At 50.3% G+C, this 17,433-nt stretch carries 15 protein-coding genes; 4 read left to right on the plus strand and 11 right to left on the minus strand.

From position 1 onward, the window contains the following. Window positions 1–77: 77 nt before the first annotated feature. The 7 genes from BV405_RS17965 to trxA form a co-directional block, all read right to left on the minus strand. A complete protein-coding gene (locus BV405_RS17965; RefSeq protein ID WP_281251638.1) occupies window positions 78–206 on the minus strand; it encodes a hypothetical protein in 129 nt (42 codons plus the stop codon). A gap of 258 nt (window positions 207–464) precedes the next feature. Next, complete coding sequence (locus BV405_RS04930; protein ID WP_086479754.1) at window positions 465–1,058, minus strand: hypothetical protein; 594 nt, start codon at window positions 1,056–1,058, stop codon at window positions 465–467. Window positions 1,059–1,082: 24 nt separating this feature from the next. After that, a complete protein-coding gene (gene folM, locus BV405_RS04935) occupies window positions 1,083–1,823 on the minus strand; it encodes a dihydromonapterin reductase (protein ID WP_086479755.1) in 741 nt (246 codons plus the stop codon). Between the two features lie 26 nt (window positions 1,824–1,849). Then, window positions 1,850–2,875, minus strand: coding sequence for a 2Fe-2S iron-sulfur cluster-binding protein (locus tag BV405_RS04940; RefSeq protein WP_086479756.1), 1,026 nt, complete (start codon window positions 2,873–2,875; stop codon window positions 1,850–1,852). Between the two features lie 92 nt (window positions 2,876–2,967). Next, window positions 2,968–4,449: a 4-hydroxy-3-polyprenylbenzoate decarboxylase gene (ubiD, locus tag BV405_RS04945; RefSeq protein ID WP_086479757.1), complete on the minus strand. Its 1,482-nt coding sequence runs from the start codon at window positions 4,447–4,449 to the stop codon at window positions 2,968–2,970. 181 nt (window positions 4,450–4,630) lie between these two features. After that, window positions 4,631–5,890, minus strand: coding sequence for a transcription termination factor Rho (rho, locus tag BV405_RS04950; protein WP_086479758.1), 1,260 nt, complete (start codon window positions 5,888–5,890; stop codon window positions 4,631–4,633). A 224-nt stretch (window positions 5,891–6,114) separates the two neighbouring features. Continuing rightward, a complete protein-coding gene (gene trxA, locus BV405_RS04955) occupies window positions 6,115–6,441 on the minus strand; it encodes a thioredoxin TrxA (protein WP_086479759.1) in 327 nt (108 codons plus the stop codon). A 433-nt stretch (window positions 6,442–6,874) separates the two neighbouring features. On the opposite strand from trxA, the gene ppx reads away from it, so the two are divergent. Next, complete coding sequence (gene ppx / locus BV405_RS04960) at window positions 6,875–8,431, plus strand: exopolyphosphatase (protein ID WP_086479760.1); 1,557 nt, start codon at window positions 6,875–6,877, stop codon at window positions 8,429–8,431. A gap of 113 nt (window positions 8,432–8,544) precedes the next feature. Here the strand turns inward: ppx and pssA are convergent, their stop codons facing one another. Together pssA and ilvC are read right to left on the minus strand one after the other, a co-directional pair. Beyond that, a complete protein-coding gene (pssA, locus tag BV405_RS04965) occupies window positions 8,545–9,423 on the minus strand; it encodes a CDP-diacylglycerol--serine O-phosphatidyltransferase (protein ID WP_086479761.1) in 879 nt (292 codons plus the stop codon). A gap of 205 nt (window positions 9,424–9,628) precedes the next feature. Continuing rightward, the gene (gene ilvC / locus BV405_RS04970) at window positions 9,629–10,645 is read right to left on the minus strand and encodes a ketol-acid reductoisomerase (protein ID WP_086479762.1); all 1,017 of its coding nucleotides are present in this window, start codon (window positions 10,643–10,645) and stop codon (window positions 9,629–9,631) included. Window positions 10,646–10,994: 349 nt separating this feature from the next. Here ilvC and ilvY point away from each other — a divergent pair, with 349 nt between their 5' ends. The 3 genes from ilvY (at window position 10,995) to BV405_RS04985 (ending at window position 14,612) form a co-directional block, all read left to right on the plus strand. Continuing rightward, window positions 10,995–11,873 carry an HTH-type transcriptional activator IlvY gene (gene ilvY / locus BV405_RS04975; RefSeq protein WP_086479763.1) on the plus strand — a complete coding sequence of 293 codons (879 nt, stop codon included), beginning with the start codon at window positions 10,995–10,997 and terminating at the stop codon, window positions 11,871–11,873. Between the two features lie 426 nt (window positions 11,874–12,299). Next, window positions 12,300–13,331 carry a hypothetical protein gene (locus BV405_RS04980; RefSeq protein ID WP_086479764.1) on the plus strand — a complete coding sequence of 344 codons (1,032 nt, stop codon included), beginning with the start codon at window positions 12,300–12,302 and terminating at the stop codon, window positions 13,329–13,331. A 231-nt stretch (window positions 13,332–13,562) separates the two neighbouring features. Continuing rightward, the gene (locus BV405_RS04985; protein WP_086479765.1) at window positions 13,563–14,612 is read left to right on the plus strand and encodes a 2Fe-2S iron-sulfur cluster-binding protein; all 1,050 of its coding nucleotides are present in this window, start codon (window positions 13,563–13,565) and stop codon (window positions 14,610–14,612) included. A gap of 110 nt (window positions 14,613–14,722) precedes the next feature. Here the strand turns inward: BV405_RS04985 and ilvN are convergent, their stop codons facing one another. Next, window positions 14,723–15,214, minus strand: a complete 492-nt coding sequence (gene ilvN, locus BV405_RS04990; protein WP_086479766.1) for an acetolactate synthase small subunit — start codon at window positions 15,212–15,214, stop codon at window positions 14,723–14,725. A gap of 2 nt (window positions 15,215–15,216) precedes the next feature. Continuing rightward, entirely contained in the window at window positions 15,217–16,938 is a 1,722-nt protein-coding gene (locus BV405_RS04995) for an acetolactate synthase 3 large subunit (protein WP_086479767.1), read from the minus strand. Window positions 16,939–17,433: the final 495 nt, after the last annotated feature.

Consider the following 17,433-nt stretch of genomic DNA (forward strand, 5'->3'; position numbering starts at 1 on the left):
TTTATGCGAATCCTTCCGCGGCTGACGTTAATCAGCCTGTTTGCTTATCCGGTAAGTTACCAGACAGCCTTCGGTGATTAACCGAAGAAGTAACGAGACCAGAAGATGGTCGCTGGCAGGCAGTTCATGCCAATCAGGATTGCCAGAGCCGGAATCACATAGATAAAGCCAGCTTCGTCACGGAAGTTTTCGTCATGATGAGACATTTCAAATCCTCACAGATTGATTTAAAGGGTGCTGAGACTTGTTTCTTTTTTTAGTAATTCTTATAGGTAACGCTTTTTGACTTGAGTCAAATTGTGACGGGCATTTTACGGAGATATGACAGACTGTCCAGTGCGACTTTAGGCCGGAAACTCTGATACTTTCTTGGCATGCGTATTTATGGCCACGGGCCATCAACCACATGACTAGCTAAAGAGTTTTTAGGGCAGGAAAATAAAGCAATGATTGAGGCTGAGGGTTTACTTCTCTTCCCGAATAGAGAATGCAAGCCAATGGCGATCATCGGATTCTGTTTGAAGATGCAAGGCCAGAGAAAAACCACGGTTCAGATATGCGCGATAACCAATAGAGAATAACTCCCTGTCATCAGATTCATACGATGTTAATGCTGCACCCAATTCGAGAATTCCCGGTCTTTCTGAATGACCTGAAGACCCAAACTCAACATGCAGGTTTATAGCTGCCCTATGACCAAACTCATCAGCCTCTGTGTCAGCTGATTCAACCTTAAGGTTTAGATATCGATATTCCAGTCCGATCACTGAACGAAAAATAAGGTTCTGTTGAAAACGTCCGCCAACCTGCCATTCAGCCACATCCGTTTGGTCATAACCCACCCGACTAAAGCCTCCTAACACCCCTAGTCGATTTGACAAGGAATATTGCCCATCCAGAAACCAGCCCGAACCATCTAAGGAGCTGCCATTCAAGTCCCACTGACTTTTTTGGTAGCCCAAGGACATGTAACTCGGTGTTTTAGCCTGCGCGTAGCTGATACTCAGCAGTGTTGCGATACTTACTGATAGCAAACTGGAAAAAAACTTTCTGCTCATTTTTCACTCCCTGAAATAAGACAACTAAACCACTGAACGTCCGCCCTCTACAGGCAGAACAACACCCGTAAGATAAGGATTGTCGAGGATATAACAGATTGTTTGGGTAATCACTTCCGCGCCGGGTTCTATCTGCAATGCAGACTTTTTCAGCGCTTTTTCACGGTATTCGGCATCATCATCCGGCTGAAACATAATCAATGCCGGAGCGATAGCATTAACCTTGATATCCGGTGCAAAGCGGGCAGCGAAAGACTGAGTCAGGCTTTCCAGACCGGCTTTTGTTGCGACATAAGAGCCGTGTTTTTTTGAGCCTTTGCGCACAACTGCATCGGTCAGATGGATAATATCTCTGGCACCGTCATGGGCCATCAACAAGGGCTCGCAAGCCTGATTAATCAGCATCGGCGCCAGCATATGAACACTGAATAACTGCTGAAAGCCTGCCGCAGCCTCGGCAAGATCAGCGTTATCCACACCTTTATGATCCGGCAACCAGTCGGACGCATTGTGGATAACCGCTCTCAGGCTGGAGGTTTCTGCTTTGAGACGTTCGATAAAATCGAGAATACCTGCCTGATGACTAAAATCAGCCTGCAAAGTAACAATGCTTTTTGCTCTGAGAGAATCCAGCTCGGGGCGATCAGTACGGTAAGTGATGATCACTGACTGGCCACTATCGGCAAACGACTCTGCGGCATGCCGCCCCAAACGACGGCCACCGCCGGTAATCAGAATCGGAGATAGCGCTTTATCATCGGTCACAGGAAAACCTCAATCAGCAGCCAAGTCTAGCCGCGCGGAGCGTAGGCAAAGACATCGGAGAAGACACATTCATCCGACAAACCGTACTGAATCAGAGTATCGGTCACTGAATAGACCATATTCGGCGAACCACTGGCATATACAGTCGCATCATCAAACTTACCGTGATCCTTGATCATGGCATCGTGCAACATGCCCACATGCCCCTGCCATTTCTGATCCGGAAGCAGATCACCGATAACGGGTACAAAGTGGAAGTTTTCATAGGCCTGCTGCCATTGCTCCGGCAACTCAGCCATGTAGAGATCCTGTGGGCGGCGGGCTCCCCAGTAAAGATACAGCTGCTGAGCGGAACCCTGCTCTAAAGCCTCTTCAATCAGTGCCTTCATCTGGGTAAAACCGGTTCCTGCAGCAACAAAAAACACCTTGTCCGTGCCGGTCGCTTTTAACGTGCACTCACCTTTTGGCAATTCCACCTGAATGCTGCTCTGCTCCTGAAGCGTCTGCAGCAGCAAACGAGAATTATCCCGATCCGGCAGATGCTGAATGTGCAGCTCCAGACGGCGCCCATCCGGACGGTTAGCAATTGAGAAAGCGTTGCGGTCGCCATTAGGCAGGATGATTTCCAGATACTGGCCCGCTGCAAAATCAGGCAGATTTCCGGCTGGGGTTTTCAGTACAACCCGATAAACATCGGTTGCGCCCAGCTGTTCAACACTTTCAATCTGACAAGCCATTGTCTTCACTATAAATTCTCCTGGAGCAAGCACCCGGTTAAGCTGGATCTCAACCGGTTCAGTTGCCGATGCAGTACAAAATAAAAAAGATTCTCCGGGTGTGACGGTGCGAAGGCCGGAGGAAGCCCGATAAGACAACGTTCCACGGATCAAAGTGCTTTCACACACTTCACAGACGCCATTTTTACACCCTCTCAGCAGGCGGAATCCCTGTTGTTTTGCCGCTTCCAGAAAGTTCTCATCAGGGGCGACATTAAAACCCGCCAACTTCTGATGACAATCAACCCTGAGCGTACGTTTATCCGTTGTGGTCATTCCGGTTTACCACTCCCGATTCCGATAAGCCTTCGGCTTGCAAGAATCGGGAGATACTGCTGAGAAATCGGATTCAGATCCTGAGGATTGTCTCAGGATGAAGGTTTATCAAAAATACCCAGTTCGTCCCAAAGATCATCGACACGCTGCTTAACAGCCGCATCCATCTCGATAGGCTCGCCCCACTCACGATCGGTTTCACCGGGCATCTTATTGGTGGCATCCATACCCATCTTGGAACCCAGACGGGGAATCGGTGAAGCGAAATCCAGATAATCGATCGGGGTGTTTTCGATCATAGTGGTATCACGAGCTGGGTCCATACGGGTGGTAATCGCCCAGATCACATCCTTCCAGTCCCGAACATTGATATCGTCATCAGTGACAATAACAAACTTGGTGTACATAAACTGACGCAGGAAAGACCAGACTCCCATCATCACGCGCTTGGCATGGCCAGGATACTGCTTCTTCATACTCACCACCGCCATACGGTAGGAGCAACCTTCCGGTGGCAGATAGAAATCGACAATTTCCGGGAACTGCTTCTGCAGAATCGGCACAAAAACTTCGTTCAGCGCCACGCCCAGAACCGCTGGCTCATCCGGTGGACGTCCGGTGTAGGTGCTGTGATAAATCGGGTCTTTACGATGAGTGATACGCTCGACGGTAAATACCGGGAAGCTTTCCACTTCGTTGTAGTAACCGGTGTGATCGCCAAACGGGCCTTCCGGAGCCAGTTCGTCCGGATAGATATGGCCTTCCAGAATGATCTCAGCATTTGCCGGCACCTGCAGGTCGTTACCGATACACTTGCCCAGCTCGGTTTTAGAGCCACGTAACAGACCAGCAAAGGCGTACTCAGAAAGCGTATCCGGCACAGGTGTTACTGCGCCCAGAATCGTCGCCGGATCAGCACCCAGCGCTACAGCAACCGGAAAAGGTTCTCCCGGATGGGTCTGCTGCCACTCGCGGAAATCCAAAGCACCGCCCCGATGGGACAGCCAACGCATAATCAGCTTGTTTTTGCCGATCAGCTGCTGACGGTAGATACCCAGATTCTGACGTTCTTTATGCGGGCCTTTAGTGATCACCAGAGGCCAGGTCACCAGAGGCCCCGCATCGCCGGGCCAGCAGGTCTGAATCGGCAACTTGTACAGATCAACGTCATCGCCTTCGATAACCACATCCTGACAAGCAGGATTACGCACTTTTTTCGGCCCCATGTTAAGGACCTTTTTAAAGACGGGCAGTTTTTCGATGGCGTCTTTAAAGCCTTTTGGCGGCTCAGGCTCTTTCAGGTAGGCCAGCAACTTACCGACATCACGCAGCGCGGTCACGTTATCTTCGCCCATACCCAGAGCAACCCGACGCGGGGTACCAAACAGGTTACCCAGCACCGGCATGTCATAACCCACCGGGCTTTCAAACAGTAACGCCGGACCTTCTGCCCGCAGGGTGCGGTCACAGATTTCGGTCATCTCAAGATTGGGATCAACCGGAGTGGAGATGCGCTTCAGCTCTCCCATCGCTTCCAACTGATCAATAAATTCACGCAGGTCTTTATAACGCATCTCGGTTCCCTGATTTCCTCTGGCAATTGCCAGTCGGTAAGGAGATTGAAATTAGTGTTAGCGGTGACAGGTCTTAAACCGTCGGAAAATCGGCCAATGGCCTTCCGCCAGATACGAAAAAGGGTAAGCCTTCGCTTACCCTTTTGTCAGGCTTAAAGCATCTTCTGTCGGGATCTCAGACTTACTTACGCTTCATCGCTTCAAAGAATTCATCATTGGTCTTGGTATCTTTAAGACGCTCAATCATAAACTCTATAGCACCTGTGTCTTCCATAGGATTCAGCAGCTTACGCAGAATCCATACGCGCTGCAGTTCATCCTCAGACGCCAGCAGGTCTTCACGACGAGTGCCGGAACGACGAATGTTAATCGCAGGATAAACACGCTTCTCTGCGATCTTACGATCCAGATGCAGTTCCATGTTACCGGTACCTTTAAACTCTTCGAAGATCACTTCGTCCATTTTGGAACCTGTGTCTACCAGAGCGGTTGCGATAATGGTCAGACTGCCACCATGCTCAATGTTACGTGCGGCACCAAAGAAACGTTTTGGTTTTTCCAGTGCGTGAGCATCAACACCACCGGTCAGTACTTTACCGGAGGATGGAATCACAGTGTTGTAAGCACGGGCCAGACGGGTAATGGAATCCAGCAGAATTACCACGTCCTTCTTGTGTTCTACGAGACGCTTAGCACGCTCGATCACCATTTCTGCAACCTGAACGTGACGAGCTGGCGGCTCATCAAAAGTAGAAGCCACAACTTCACCGCGAACAGAACGGGTCATCTCGGTTACTTCTTCCGGACGCTCGTCGATCAGCAGTACGATCATGTGACATTCAGGATTGTTACGGGTAATGGAGGAAGCGATGTTCTGCAACATCAGGGTCTTACCGGCTTTTGGCGGGGAAACGATCAGACCACGCTGACCTTTACCAACAGGTGCCACCAGATCGATAACACGAGCGGTCAGATCTTCGGTTGAGCCATTACCAATTTCCATTACCAGACGCTCATCCGGGAACAGCGGCGTCAGGTTTTCAAACAGAATCTTGTGCTTGGAGTTTTCCGGCTTATCAAAGTTAATCTCGTTAACTTTCAGCAGGGCAAAGTAACGCTCACCATCCTTTGGAGGACGAATCTTACCGGCAATATGGTCGCCTTTACGCATATTGAAGCGACGGATCTGACTCGGAGATACATAGATATCATCCGGTCCTGCCAGGTAAGAACTGTCCGCTGAACGCAGAAAACCAAAACCGTCCTGAAGAATCTCCAGAACACCATCGCCATAGATATCTTCACCGCTTTTCGCGTGTCTTTTCAGGATGGCAAAAATAATATCTTGCTTGCGCGAGCGAGCAACGTTGTCAATACCCATTTCCTGGGCAAGGTCGATCAATTCGGGGACAGATTTTTGCTTTAATTCGGTAAGATTCATGGGTCGTTAGGAGCTTTGATTTAGGGGCTAGAGTTTACGAAATTCTGGCGAAAGGTTTCGTTCAGACTGGGACTGACCAGCAGGTTGGAGCTGGTAGCGTTCAAAAGGAGAAGGTATGCGGAACGCACACAACGGAAAGAAACATACCACCAATGTGGCAGAGATACCAGTATTTACCGGCATATATTGCGCAGACATGTGCGCCTGCGCAATATAAAGGTCACTTACAGGTTGCCGTCAAGGAACGCAGCCAGTTGTGACTTAGACAGAGCGCCTACTTTAGTTGCTTCAACGTTACCGTTTTTGAACAGCATCAGAGTAGGGATACCACGAATACCAAACTTCGGTGGAACATCAGTGTTTTCATCGATGTTCAGCTTGCAAACTTTAACTTTGCCAGCGTATTCCTGAGCGATCTCTTCCAGAACCGGAGCGATCATTTTACAAGGACCACACCACTCAGCCCAGTAATCAACCAGAACAGGCAGTTCAGCTTTCAGTACGTCGTCATCAAAGGACGCATCGCTTACATTTACAATATTTTCGCTCATTTAAATGCCTCCGGGGCAAAATTTTCGGCTCTTCCGGCTCATGATCGTTACAACTCACCGCAGTGATCTACAACGAGAGACAGAGATGAGCTCTCAAGATGATCAGAATGCCGTCATACCTTTTCCTGAACAGATTAGCAGATACAACAACACCTAAATGAATACCGCTATCATAGCACCGGAATGCCTGACGGTAAAAGTTGGAATTAAGCATAAGCCAATAAATAACAGTGCTTGCTAATACAGAAGAACAGATATCTGCAAGACCTTGCTATCTCTGGGGTTAGAGGATGAGTTCTCAGACTTAACGAACTCTTAAGCCGCATCAAAAGACCTTATAAAAACAAGGTGATGTCACGGATTCGTCATGTGACACTTTTATGATCGTGCCATAATAAGGGAACTTTTCAGCGTGACAGTAAGGCCAAGAATAATGAGCAATACGGATAAGCCAACAGACAAGCCGGTAACGGAAACAATCACTGACGATCAGACCGCCAGCTACGACAATGATCTGCTGGCTGCAATTGATCTTGGCTCGAACAGTTTCCACCTGATGGTCGCTCGTTCAGTTCAGGGAGAGATCCGCACACTGGAACGCCTGGGCGACAAAGTACAATTGGCAGCAGGTTTTGATCAGGACGGCAACCTGACCGAAGAAGCCCAGCAGAGAGCACTGGATTGCCTCAGCCGTTTTGCGCCTTTTCTTACAGGTATCAATCCGGACAATATCCGCATCGTCGGCACCAATGCCTTACGGGCCGCCCGCAATACCCGTAGTTTCCTCAATCGCGCTGAAAAAGTGCTCGGCCACCCGCTTGAGATTATCAGCGGCCGTGAAGAAGCTCGTCTGATCTATGTTGGCGCGGCTCACTCTCTGGCAACCCCTCAGGGGCGTCGACTGGTAGCGGATATTGGCGGCGGCAGTACCGAATTTATTATCGGCGAAGGTTTTGAGCCCAAGGCACTGGAAAGTCTGCACATGGGCTGTGTCGCCTACAGTAAGCGCTTTTTTCCCGACGGTCAGATAACAACTAAACGCTATCAGCAGGCAGTTCTGGCTGCGAAGAACGAACTACTCAATATCGTAAAACCCTACAAGAAACTGGGCTGGCAACAGACGGTGGGAACTTCAGGCACCATCAAGGCCACCGCTGCCGTACTGCAACAGAATGGCTGGTGTGACGGACCGATCACCCGGGAAGGTCTGAGCAAGCTCAGCAAAGCCCTGCTGAAATTTAAAGATCTGGAAAGTGTTCAGCTGGATGGACTGCGCTCCGACAGAGCAAAGGTTTTCCCTGCCGGTGTCGCTATTTTACAGGCTATCTTTGAGCTGCTTGATATTGAAGAGATGACCTTTACCGATGGCGCTCTGCGCGAAGGCATTCTGTTTGACCTGCTGGGCCGATTCTCTCATCAGGATATTCGTGAACAAACCGTAACGGCATTGAGCGAACGCTACCATGCAGACGCATCACAGGCGACAATCGTCAGCGAAACAGCCCTCAACCTGTTTGATCAAGTTAAAAGCAGCTGGAAGCTGAAACATGACGAACTGCGCCAGATTCTGCGCTGGGCTGCCCAGCTGCACGAAATTGGCCTTGCCATCTCCCATAGCCAGTTTCACAAGCACGGTGCCTACCTGCTGCAACACTCAGATCTGCCCGGCTTCTCCCATCAGCATCAGGCGATGCTGGCGGTGCTGGTGCGCAGCCACCGCCGAAAATTCCCTATGGCGGAGTTCAGAACACAGCCGGAGGCTCTGGAACAACCTCTGATCTGCCTGGCAATTCTGCTGCGTCTTGCCGTGCACCTGAATCATAGTCGTCCTGATGAAGCGAATCTGAGTGCCAAAATCAAAGTGGATGGCAAGCAGATCAAGCTCAGCTTCCCCGATGGCTGGTTTGAGGATAATCCGCTGACTCTCGCCGATCTTGAGACCGAACAAACCTATCTGGATGCCTACGGTTATTCCCTGAGCTTCGCGTAACCCAGCCCGGTCAATCCGCTCAGGCGTTACCGTGAAGAAGCAAAAAAGCCGCTATCCCGACTTAAAAAGGGAATAGCGGCTTTTTTATTACGGCAGAGATATTAAGCGCAGGATCAGGCGGCTGGTTTATCGCCTTGATCTTTCGCTTTGTCTTTCCCCTTAAGTAGTGCACGCAGCGGACCGGAAGCACCATAACCAACAAAGATCAGCAGCAGAACGGTTGCCGGATCGTATGCAATCACTACGAAGATCAGCGCAATCACAAACATGGTCAGAAACGGTACACGCCCCTTCAGGTCGATCTCTTTGAAGCTGTTGTAACGCACATTACTCACCATCAGCACACCGACAGCAGCCACAATAAAGGCCAGAGCGTACTTATAGCTGGTATCAACAAGATTCATATCGCTGAAAGTCCAGACGATACCCGCAATCACTGCGGCTGCCGCAGGACTTGGCAGACCGATAAACCAACGCTTATCGGTTGAACCTATCTGAGTATTGAAGCGGGCGAGTCGCAGGGCTGCGCCAGCGACATAGATAAAGGCCGCAAACCAGCCGATTTTACCGATATCGCCCAGCATCCAGCTGAAGGCTACCAGCGCAGGCGCCACACCAAAGGAGACCATATCTGCCAGACTGTCGTATTCCGCGCCAAACTCACTCTGAGTATTGGTCATACGGGCAACGCGACCATCGAGGCCGTCCAGAATCATAGAGATAAAAATTGCAATGGCCGCATTATCAAATACACCATTCATCGCGGAGACGACAGCATAAAAACCTGAGAACAGCGCACCTGTGGTAAACAGATTTGGTAGCAGGTAAATACCTTTACGGCGTACTTTTTTACCTTCCTCTACAGTCTCTTCTTCGACCTCATCCTCGCCCATCGACAACATGCGGGTCTCTTCCACAAAATCGTCATCGTGAGCCGACTTATTCCCTAAAGGAGCATTGTCAGGCTGAGATTGTTTCTCTTGATCAGTCATTGAAAAACCTATCACTTAAGATTGAAGCCGACATTCTACACCCTGAACACCTTCTGTCTCTATCGCTGTCAGGTGTTAAATGGTTACCAAAAGCGCTTAACGCACCGCTTTCTGAGTAAATTATGCGCTATAGCAAGTCAGGTTACTTTCTACCAGACGCAAAAAAGGCCAGCATAAGCTGGCCTTTTTCTGATCAGAAAAAAACTTAGTTCTTTTCTTTATCAACAATCTTGCTTGCAGCGATCCAAGGCATCATGGCACGCAGCTTAGCACCAGTCTCTTCGATTGGGTGCGCAGCGTTGTTACGACGACGTGCAGTCATGGAAGGGTAGTTAGTCTGACCTTCCGCGATGAACATCTTCGCGTACTCACCGTCCTGAATGCGTTTCAGCGCGTTGCGCATCGCTTCACGGGACTGCTCGTTGATCACCTCTGGGCCAGTTACGTATTCACCGTACTCAGCGTTGTTAGAGATGGAGTAGTTCATGTTGGCGATACCGCCTTCGTACATCAGGTCTACGATCAGTTTCAGTTCGTGCAGACACTCGAAGTACGCCATTTCAGGAGCGTAGCCAGCTTCAGTCAGGGTTTCGAAGCCCATTTTAACCAGTTCAACTGCACCACCGCACAGTACCGCCTGCTCACCGAACAGGTCAGTTTCAGTCTCATCTTTGAACGTGGTTTCGATGATACCGGAACGGCCACCGCCAACGCCCATTGCGTAAGACAGAGCAACTTCTTTCGCCTTACCGGAAACATCACGGTAGATAGCGATCAGGTCAGGGATACCACCGCCTTTAACGAACTCAGAACGTACAGTGTGGCCAGGTGCTTTAGGAGCAACCATGATCACGTCCAGATCAGCGCGTGGCTCAACCTGGTTGTAGTGGATAGAGAAACCGTGAGCGAATGCCAGAGTTGCGCCTTTCTGGATGTTTGGCTCAATCTCTTCTTTGTACAGCTGGCCCTGGAACTCATCAGGAGTCAGGATCATTACTACGTCCGCAGAAGCAACTGCATCAGCAACGTCAGCTACTTTCAGACCGTGAGCTTCAGCTTTAGCGCGTGAAGAAGAACCAGCACGCAGACCAACAGTTACGTCTACACCGGAATCTTTCAGGTTGCACGCGTGAGCGTGGCCCTGAGAACCGTAACCGATGATGGAAACTTTCTTGCCCTGGATGATGGACAGATCACAATCTTTATCGTAGTAAACTTGCATGTTGGCACGTCCTATTTTGATGTCTCAGAGCTGATGCTCTGAGCAGCAACTCTTGGTAGTTAGTATCTTTCTTTCTGTTGCCGAAAGGTCGGGTAAACCTTGCGGACTTACGCTTGTTAGCTAGGGTCGGCAGTAAAGTTCTGTCAGCTCTTGCGCTGTTCTTTATCGAAGGCGTTAACCTCTGTGGGTTGTTTTTTCGCCTTGCCTGTTCCTGTTGAGGCTAAGATAAACCAGCGCACACATTGCGTAAAATGATATATATGCAACAATATATCCCGATTTACGCAACACGCATTATTCGACGCTGTTTATTCACTACGGCTTTACGCTGCTCCCGAGGAGATTCCTGTTGGATACCCGACTGCTGAAACATTTTCTGGTTTTATCGGAAACCCTGCACTTTGGTCGCGCCAGCGAAGCCTGCCATATCAGTTCTTCAGCCCTCAGCCGCAGCATTAAGCAGCTGGAAGATTCTTTAGGTGTCAGCCTGTTTGAGCGGGACAATCGTACGGTTAGCCTGACCCATGAAGGGGTGAAGTTTCAGAATTACGCCCGGGAAGCGCTTAGCCAGTGGGATATGATCCGCAACGCTCTGCTGGAGGATGCGCAGGAGCTACAGGGGGAACTCAGCATGTATTGCTCGGTCACCGCCAGCTACAGCTTTCTGCACGATATTCTGCGCCGCTTCCGTAGCAGCTATCCGAAAATTGAGATCAAGCTGCATACCGGCGCACCGGAACCCGCTGTTCAGCGGGTACTGAACGGTGATGAAGATATCGCCATCGCCGCCCGCCCGGATAATCTGCCCAACACACTGGCCTTCAAATCCACTGGACTTTCGCCCCTGCTCTTTATCGCTCCGACTGATGATCCTGTGATCGCACCTCAGTTTGAAGGTGATATTGAGGATGTGGACTGGGAGCAGGTCCCCATGATTCTTTCTGAGAAAGGATTAGCCCGAAACCGCGTGGATCGCTGGTTCAGCAATAAAGCGCTTAAACCCAATATCTACGCACAGGTTGCTGGTAATGAGGCGATCGTGAGCATGGTTAGTCTGGGTTTCGGTGTCGGCGTGGTGCCCAAAATTGTGCTGGAAAACAGCCCTCTGGCGAATACCGTTCAGGTCTTACCAGTGACTCCAACGCTACCGGCCTTTGATGTCGGTGTCTGCGTGCTGAAAAAGAAACTCAAGAACCCTTTGATCGAAGCTTTCTGGGCCCAACTTTAAGATACAAAACAATAAAACAAGAATCACTATTTTGACTCACATCAAAACAGATACTACTTTTTTATACCCCAAAAAGTCTAACTACGCCCCATTCAAAAACCGCTAAAAACCAAAGATTATTATTTAAAATCATAAGGATATGATTTTATTTTCTTCTAATTCAAACCCACCCAAAAGCGATACACAATAAAAAATCACATATTGTTTTTAGTATCTCTTTGCGCAATATTCTCTTCACCGATGATTCAGACAGCCTGTTCAAGCAGCCGCTGCGATGAATCAGAAAAGAGCTCAGCACGGTCTTTCCATCTGCACCCGTCAACGGATATCTGACAGAGCCCCGTTGATGCAGACAGAAAGCCAGCTCAACCTGCAGCCCCAAAACTGCGGCATAAAACCAACGACAAAAATAACAGGTGATTAGCAATGCACAGCAAAGACAAAATTGCACATACCATGGAATTTCCACCAGAAACTCCACAACCCAACGTTTACCCTCTGCGCTGGGAAACCAAGTCTTCCAAAGTAGAAGAGATCTGGGATGCGTCTCTGCGTGAGGCCTGGAACCCGAAAGATCTGCCTTGGGATACCTTCGACCCTTCCAGCTACTCCTGGGAAGAGCGTGAAGCGATGGCTTACTGGTGGACTCTGCTGTCTGTATTCGATGCTTCCGCACCACCGGTTTTCGCTGAAGCCTTTATCAAAACCTACGAAGACCACGAAGAAGATGCGATCCGTCGTTGCTTCTTCTCAGTAACCCGCGACGAGCAAAATCACGAGCAGATGTGTGGTCTGGTGATCACCAAGCTACTGGAATCGCCAAGCCCGCTGGAATATGAGCCGAAGACCGAACTGGGTCGTCGCCTGCAGAAAAACGCCCGCTGGTTGTACTACAACGGCGGTCGCTACTGGAATGGCTACAAGCAAGCGGTGCCTAAGTACAGTCTGGCAGTACTGTTCAGCTCCTTCCTAATGGGTGAAATCGCTGCGGCAACCATCTTCAAGCAGATGTCTGAAAGCTGTGAAGAACTAGTATTTACCGAAGCGTTTAAAAACATCGGTCGTGATGAAGGCCGTCACATGGCGATCTGCCTGTCTCTGATGGAGCGTGATTACCCGAACCTGTCGAAAGAAGACAAGTCCGTGATCACTAAGCAGATCCGCGCCGGTTATCTCTTCCTGTCTGCGGTACTGTTTGAGCCACCAGCAGAGTTCTGGGATCTGCCGGAAGACTTTATTCCGACTCAGCGCGAAGCAGAAGCCCTGTGCCGTGAAGCAGGCTTTGGTATCCCAACTTACGAAGCCAAGCTGGAAAACTGGCGTAATGCGATGCTGAACCTGAAAGCGGTTCTGGATAAGTACGACACGCCATTCCCTGCGATCCCGGAAGTGGATATCACAGGTGAAGAAGTGACTCAGGCTGATCTGGACGCAGCGGATATCATTCCGATCTTCTAAGTTCAGTCACTGTTGCTCACTCAGCCGCCCGGCAAACTCTCCCTGGGGTTTGCGGGGTGGCTGTTTTCGTCTGCCCAGCCTCAAGTCGTTCGCGACCAAACCACACCCTGTCACGCCGGGCAGACCTTTTTCTGCAAGATGTCACTGTTATCTCCATTTTGCAGCCGTTAAACCGGGTTGCTGTTTCAACCCGCAGAATAAGGGTCAGCCATCAGGCCCGGAGGTTTAATTATGTCAGCGATTCGTTTATCCCCATCCGGCAAACTTGTAGAAGGCAAACCGGGTGAAACCGTTCTGGAAACTCTGGAAAATGCTGGTTACGCCCTGCAGAACAACTGCCGCGCCGGTGCCTGCGGTGAGTGTAAAGTTAAGGTTTTAGACGGAGAGTTCGATCAGGGTATGGTGCTGGATATGGCACTGTCTCAGGAAGAACGCGCCCAGGGCTACGGCCTGATGTGTATGTGTAAACCCCTGAGCGATGAACTTGAAATCGACTGGGGCACCGATGATGCCAAGCCTAAGTTATTCCCGCCCCGCGAAAATGTACGCTGCGTTGTGGTTGACCGTATTGAGCGTACCCCGCGCATCGCAGAAATTCGCCTGCGCCCTGTGGGTGAAGCGATCCGCTTCTGGCCGGGTCAGTATGTCTCTCTGTCTGACACCCAGAAAACCATTACGCCGCGCTCCTACTCGATTGCTAATGCGCCTCGCCCGGATGGTGAAATTGTCCTGCAGATTACCCGCGTACCTGATGGCGCAACCAGTAACTGGGTACATGACAATGCGACGCCCGGCAGCATGATCAATCTGTCCGGCCCTTACGGCACCTTTATTGGTGATCCGGGCACCGACAGCCCTGTATTATGTCTCGCGGCGGGTACGGGTCTTGCGCCGATTATGGGACTGACCGATGCTGCTCTGCGCCGTGGGTTTAAACAGCCGGTGCACCTGCTGTTCTCCGCCCGCACCGAAGCGGATGTTTACTGTAAGGGCATGATGGAGCTGTGGAATGTGCGTCACCGTCGCTTCAAGTTTATTCCGACCCTGACTCAGGAAGAGAAGGAAGGCTTTCAGCAGGGACGTATCCCGGAGCTCCTGCCTAAGCAGTATCCGGATCTGTCCAAGCACGCACTTTATATCGCTGGGAGCCCGGAGTTTGTTGATGATTGCATCAAAGCCGCCAAAGCATTGGGGGCGCAGGATGAGATGATCCACACCGAAGGCTTCTTCGATCAGTCAGCACCTGTTGTACCGACTGCCGATCAGCTGGTCAGCGCGTAAAGTCCTGCCTTATTGAATGGTGAACCCTGAAGATCACAATCCGATCTTCAGGCATAAAAAAACCGCTGCTTCTTTGCAGAAGCAGCGGTTTTTTATGTGCAACCCGAAGGTTACAGGCTAAGTACTTTCTCACCGCGGGAGATACCGGAAACACCGGTACGCACCACTTCAAGAACCGTATTCAGCCCCAGAGCCTGGATAAAGGCATCCAGCTTGTCACCTTCACCCGTCATCTGAATGGTGTAGGTTGTGCTGGTCATATCCACGATCTGGCCACGGAAAACATCCGTTGTGCGTTTAACTTCTGCACGCTGAGCACCAACCGCCTTCACTTTAATCAGCATCAGCTCACGCTCGATATGCTGACCTTCGGTCAGGTCAACCAGCTTCACCACGTCCAGCAACTTGTTCAGCTGCTTGGTGATCTGCTCAATCACCTGATCAGAACCGACAGTGGTCAGCGTCAGGCGAGACAGCGTCGGATCTTCCGTTGGTGCAACGTTCAGCGATTCGATGTTGAAGTTACGCTGAGAGAACAGGCCCACAACACGGGACAGCGCACCAGCCTCGTTTTCCATCAGGATGGAGATAATGTGTCTCATGATCAGGTACGCTCCGTCTTACTCAGCAACATATCACGCATCGATCCCTGCGGGATCTGCATTGGGTAAACGTGCTCTTTCGGATCGACCATTACGTTTACAAACACCAGCTCATCCTTCATCGCAAAGGCCTTCTCAAGGGTCGGCTCAAGATCTTCAATGCGATTAACGGTCATAGCAACGTGGCCATAAGCTTCGATCAGCTTCTCGAAGTCCGGCAGGGACTCCATATATGAGTGAGAGTGACGCTCTTTGTAGTTCAGATCCTGCCACTGACGCACCATACCCAGAGACTGGTTATTCAGGTTGATGATCTTCACCGGAATATTGTACTGCTTACAGGTCGACAGCTCCTGCAGCATCATCTGGAAGCTACCTTCACCGGTTACCAGCGCAACATCATTGTCCGGGTAGTTCAGCTTGATACCCATCGCTGCCGGGAAACCAAAACCCATGGTGCCCAGACCACCGGAGGTGATCCAACGGTTCGGCTTGTCGAACTTGTAGTACTGAGCAGCAAACATCTGGTGCTGACCTACGTCGGTTACAACATAAGCATCACCATTGGTTACCTTCCACAGAGCTTCAACTGCCTGCTGAGGTTTGATCGGACGATCTTCCTCAACCTGATACAGCTCAGGACGGCTTGCACGCCATTCGTTGATCTGTTTCCACCAGGTTGCCAGAGCATCAGCATCCGGCGTCGCTTTCGCCTGCTTAAGCAGATCCAGCATCTCATTCAGAACCGAGTCAACCGGGCCTACAATCGGCACGTCTGCGCGAACGGTTTTGGAGATAGAGGTCGGATCGATATCCACATGAACAATCTTCGCCGTCGGGCAGAACTTGCTCACGTTGTTAGTCGCACGGTCATCAAAACGGGCACCGATACATACGATCAGATCCGAATTGTGCATGGTCATGTTAGCTTCATAGCTACCATGCATACCAAGCCAGCCAACACTCTGCTCATCAGTCTGCGGGAAAGAACCAATACCCATCAGGGATGTGGTTACCGGGAAGCCCAGTTTTTTCGCCAGCTCAGTGAACTTATCAGAGGATTTGCCCAGAATAACACCGCCACCCGCGTACATAATCGGACGCTTGGCTTTCAGCATCATCTCAACCGCTTTCTTGATCTGACCAGTGTGGCCACGGGTCACAGGGTTGTATGAGCGAATCTTAACTTTTTTCGGATATTCGTATTCAAAACGATCGGTCGGGGCAGTCATATCCTTAGGGATATCCACAACTACAGGACCCGGACGACCGGTTGAAGCGATATAGAAAGCTTTCTTGATGATCTCAGGAATTTCCGAAGCGTGCTTCACACTAAAGCTGTGCTTAACCACAGGGCGTGAAACACCAATCATATCGGTTTCCTGGAAGGCGTCTTCGCCAATCAGATGACTCATTACCTGACCACAGATAACAACCATAGGAATCGAATCCATATACGCGGTTGCAATACCCGTTACTGTGTTGGTCGCACCAGGACCTGAGGTAACAAGAACCACACCTGGCTTACCCGAGGCACGGGCATAACCGTCTGCCATGTGAGCAGCACCCTGCTCGTGACGGACCAGAATGTGTTTAACTTTATCTTGGCGGAATATGGCATCGTAGATATGAAGTGCCGATCCGCCGGGATAACCGTAGATATACTCAACGCCCTCATCCTGAAGAGAACGAACGAGCATGTCGGCGCCAGAAAGTAATTCCACCGTAGTGAACCCCCAAATTTGAGTTCCCCGTCATCTTTGGACAGTCGGGAACATCGAGCTAAAAGAATGCTTTCCAATTAGGTGCGGACTATGTGACTGAATAGATATAAGGGCAGCCACGCGCGCGCTCCTGATCATGCAGGCTCATGACTAGGCTGCCTTACCTGGCACATAGAACCGGATAGGTTCTGCACTCTTCTTCGCACGGGTAAATGCGGGTCGGGGCGTCAGCCAGGCCTGGCGGGTAAACCTGGGCCTGCTATTCCTTCGGTGGGTAAATAAAGCCTGTTTACCCTTTCACGTAGATGGTCGGGGTTCGCCCTGTACTCTACGCCCGGAAAATAAGGACAATTAGGTTCTAACAGCAGGTTAAAGATGTCAATAGAACAATAGGGCGAGTTAAGGCGGTTATGAGCCTTTTTGGTGCAGCGCAAAATAAAAACAGGCTTTTTTAGCAAAATCATTCGATTAGGATTGGTGCAACCGCACATTTTC

The organism is Oceanospirillum sanctuarii (genome assembly GCF_002150805.1).
Lineage (GTDB): Bacteria > Pseudomonadota > Gammaproteobacteria > Pseudomonadales > Halomonadaceae > Oceanospirillum > Oceanospirillum sanctuarii.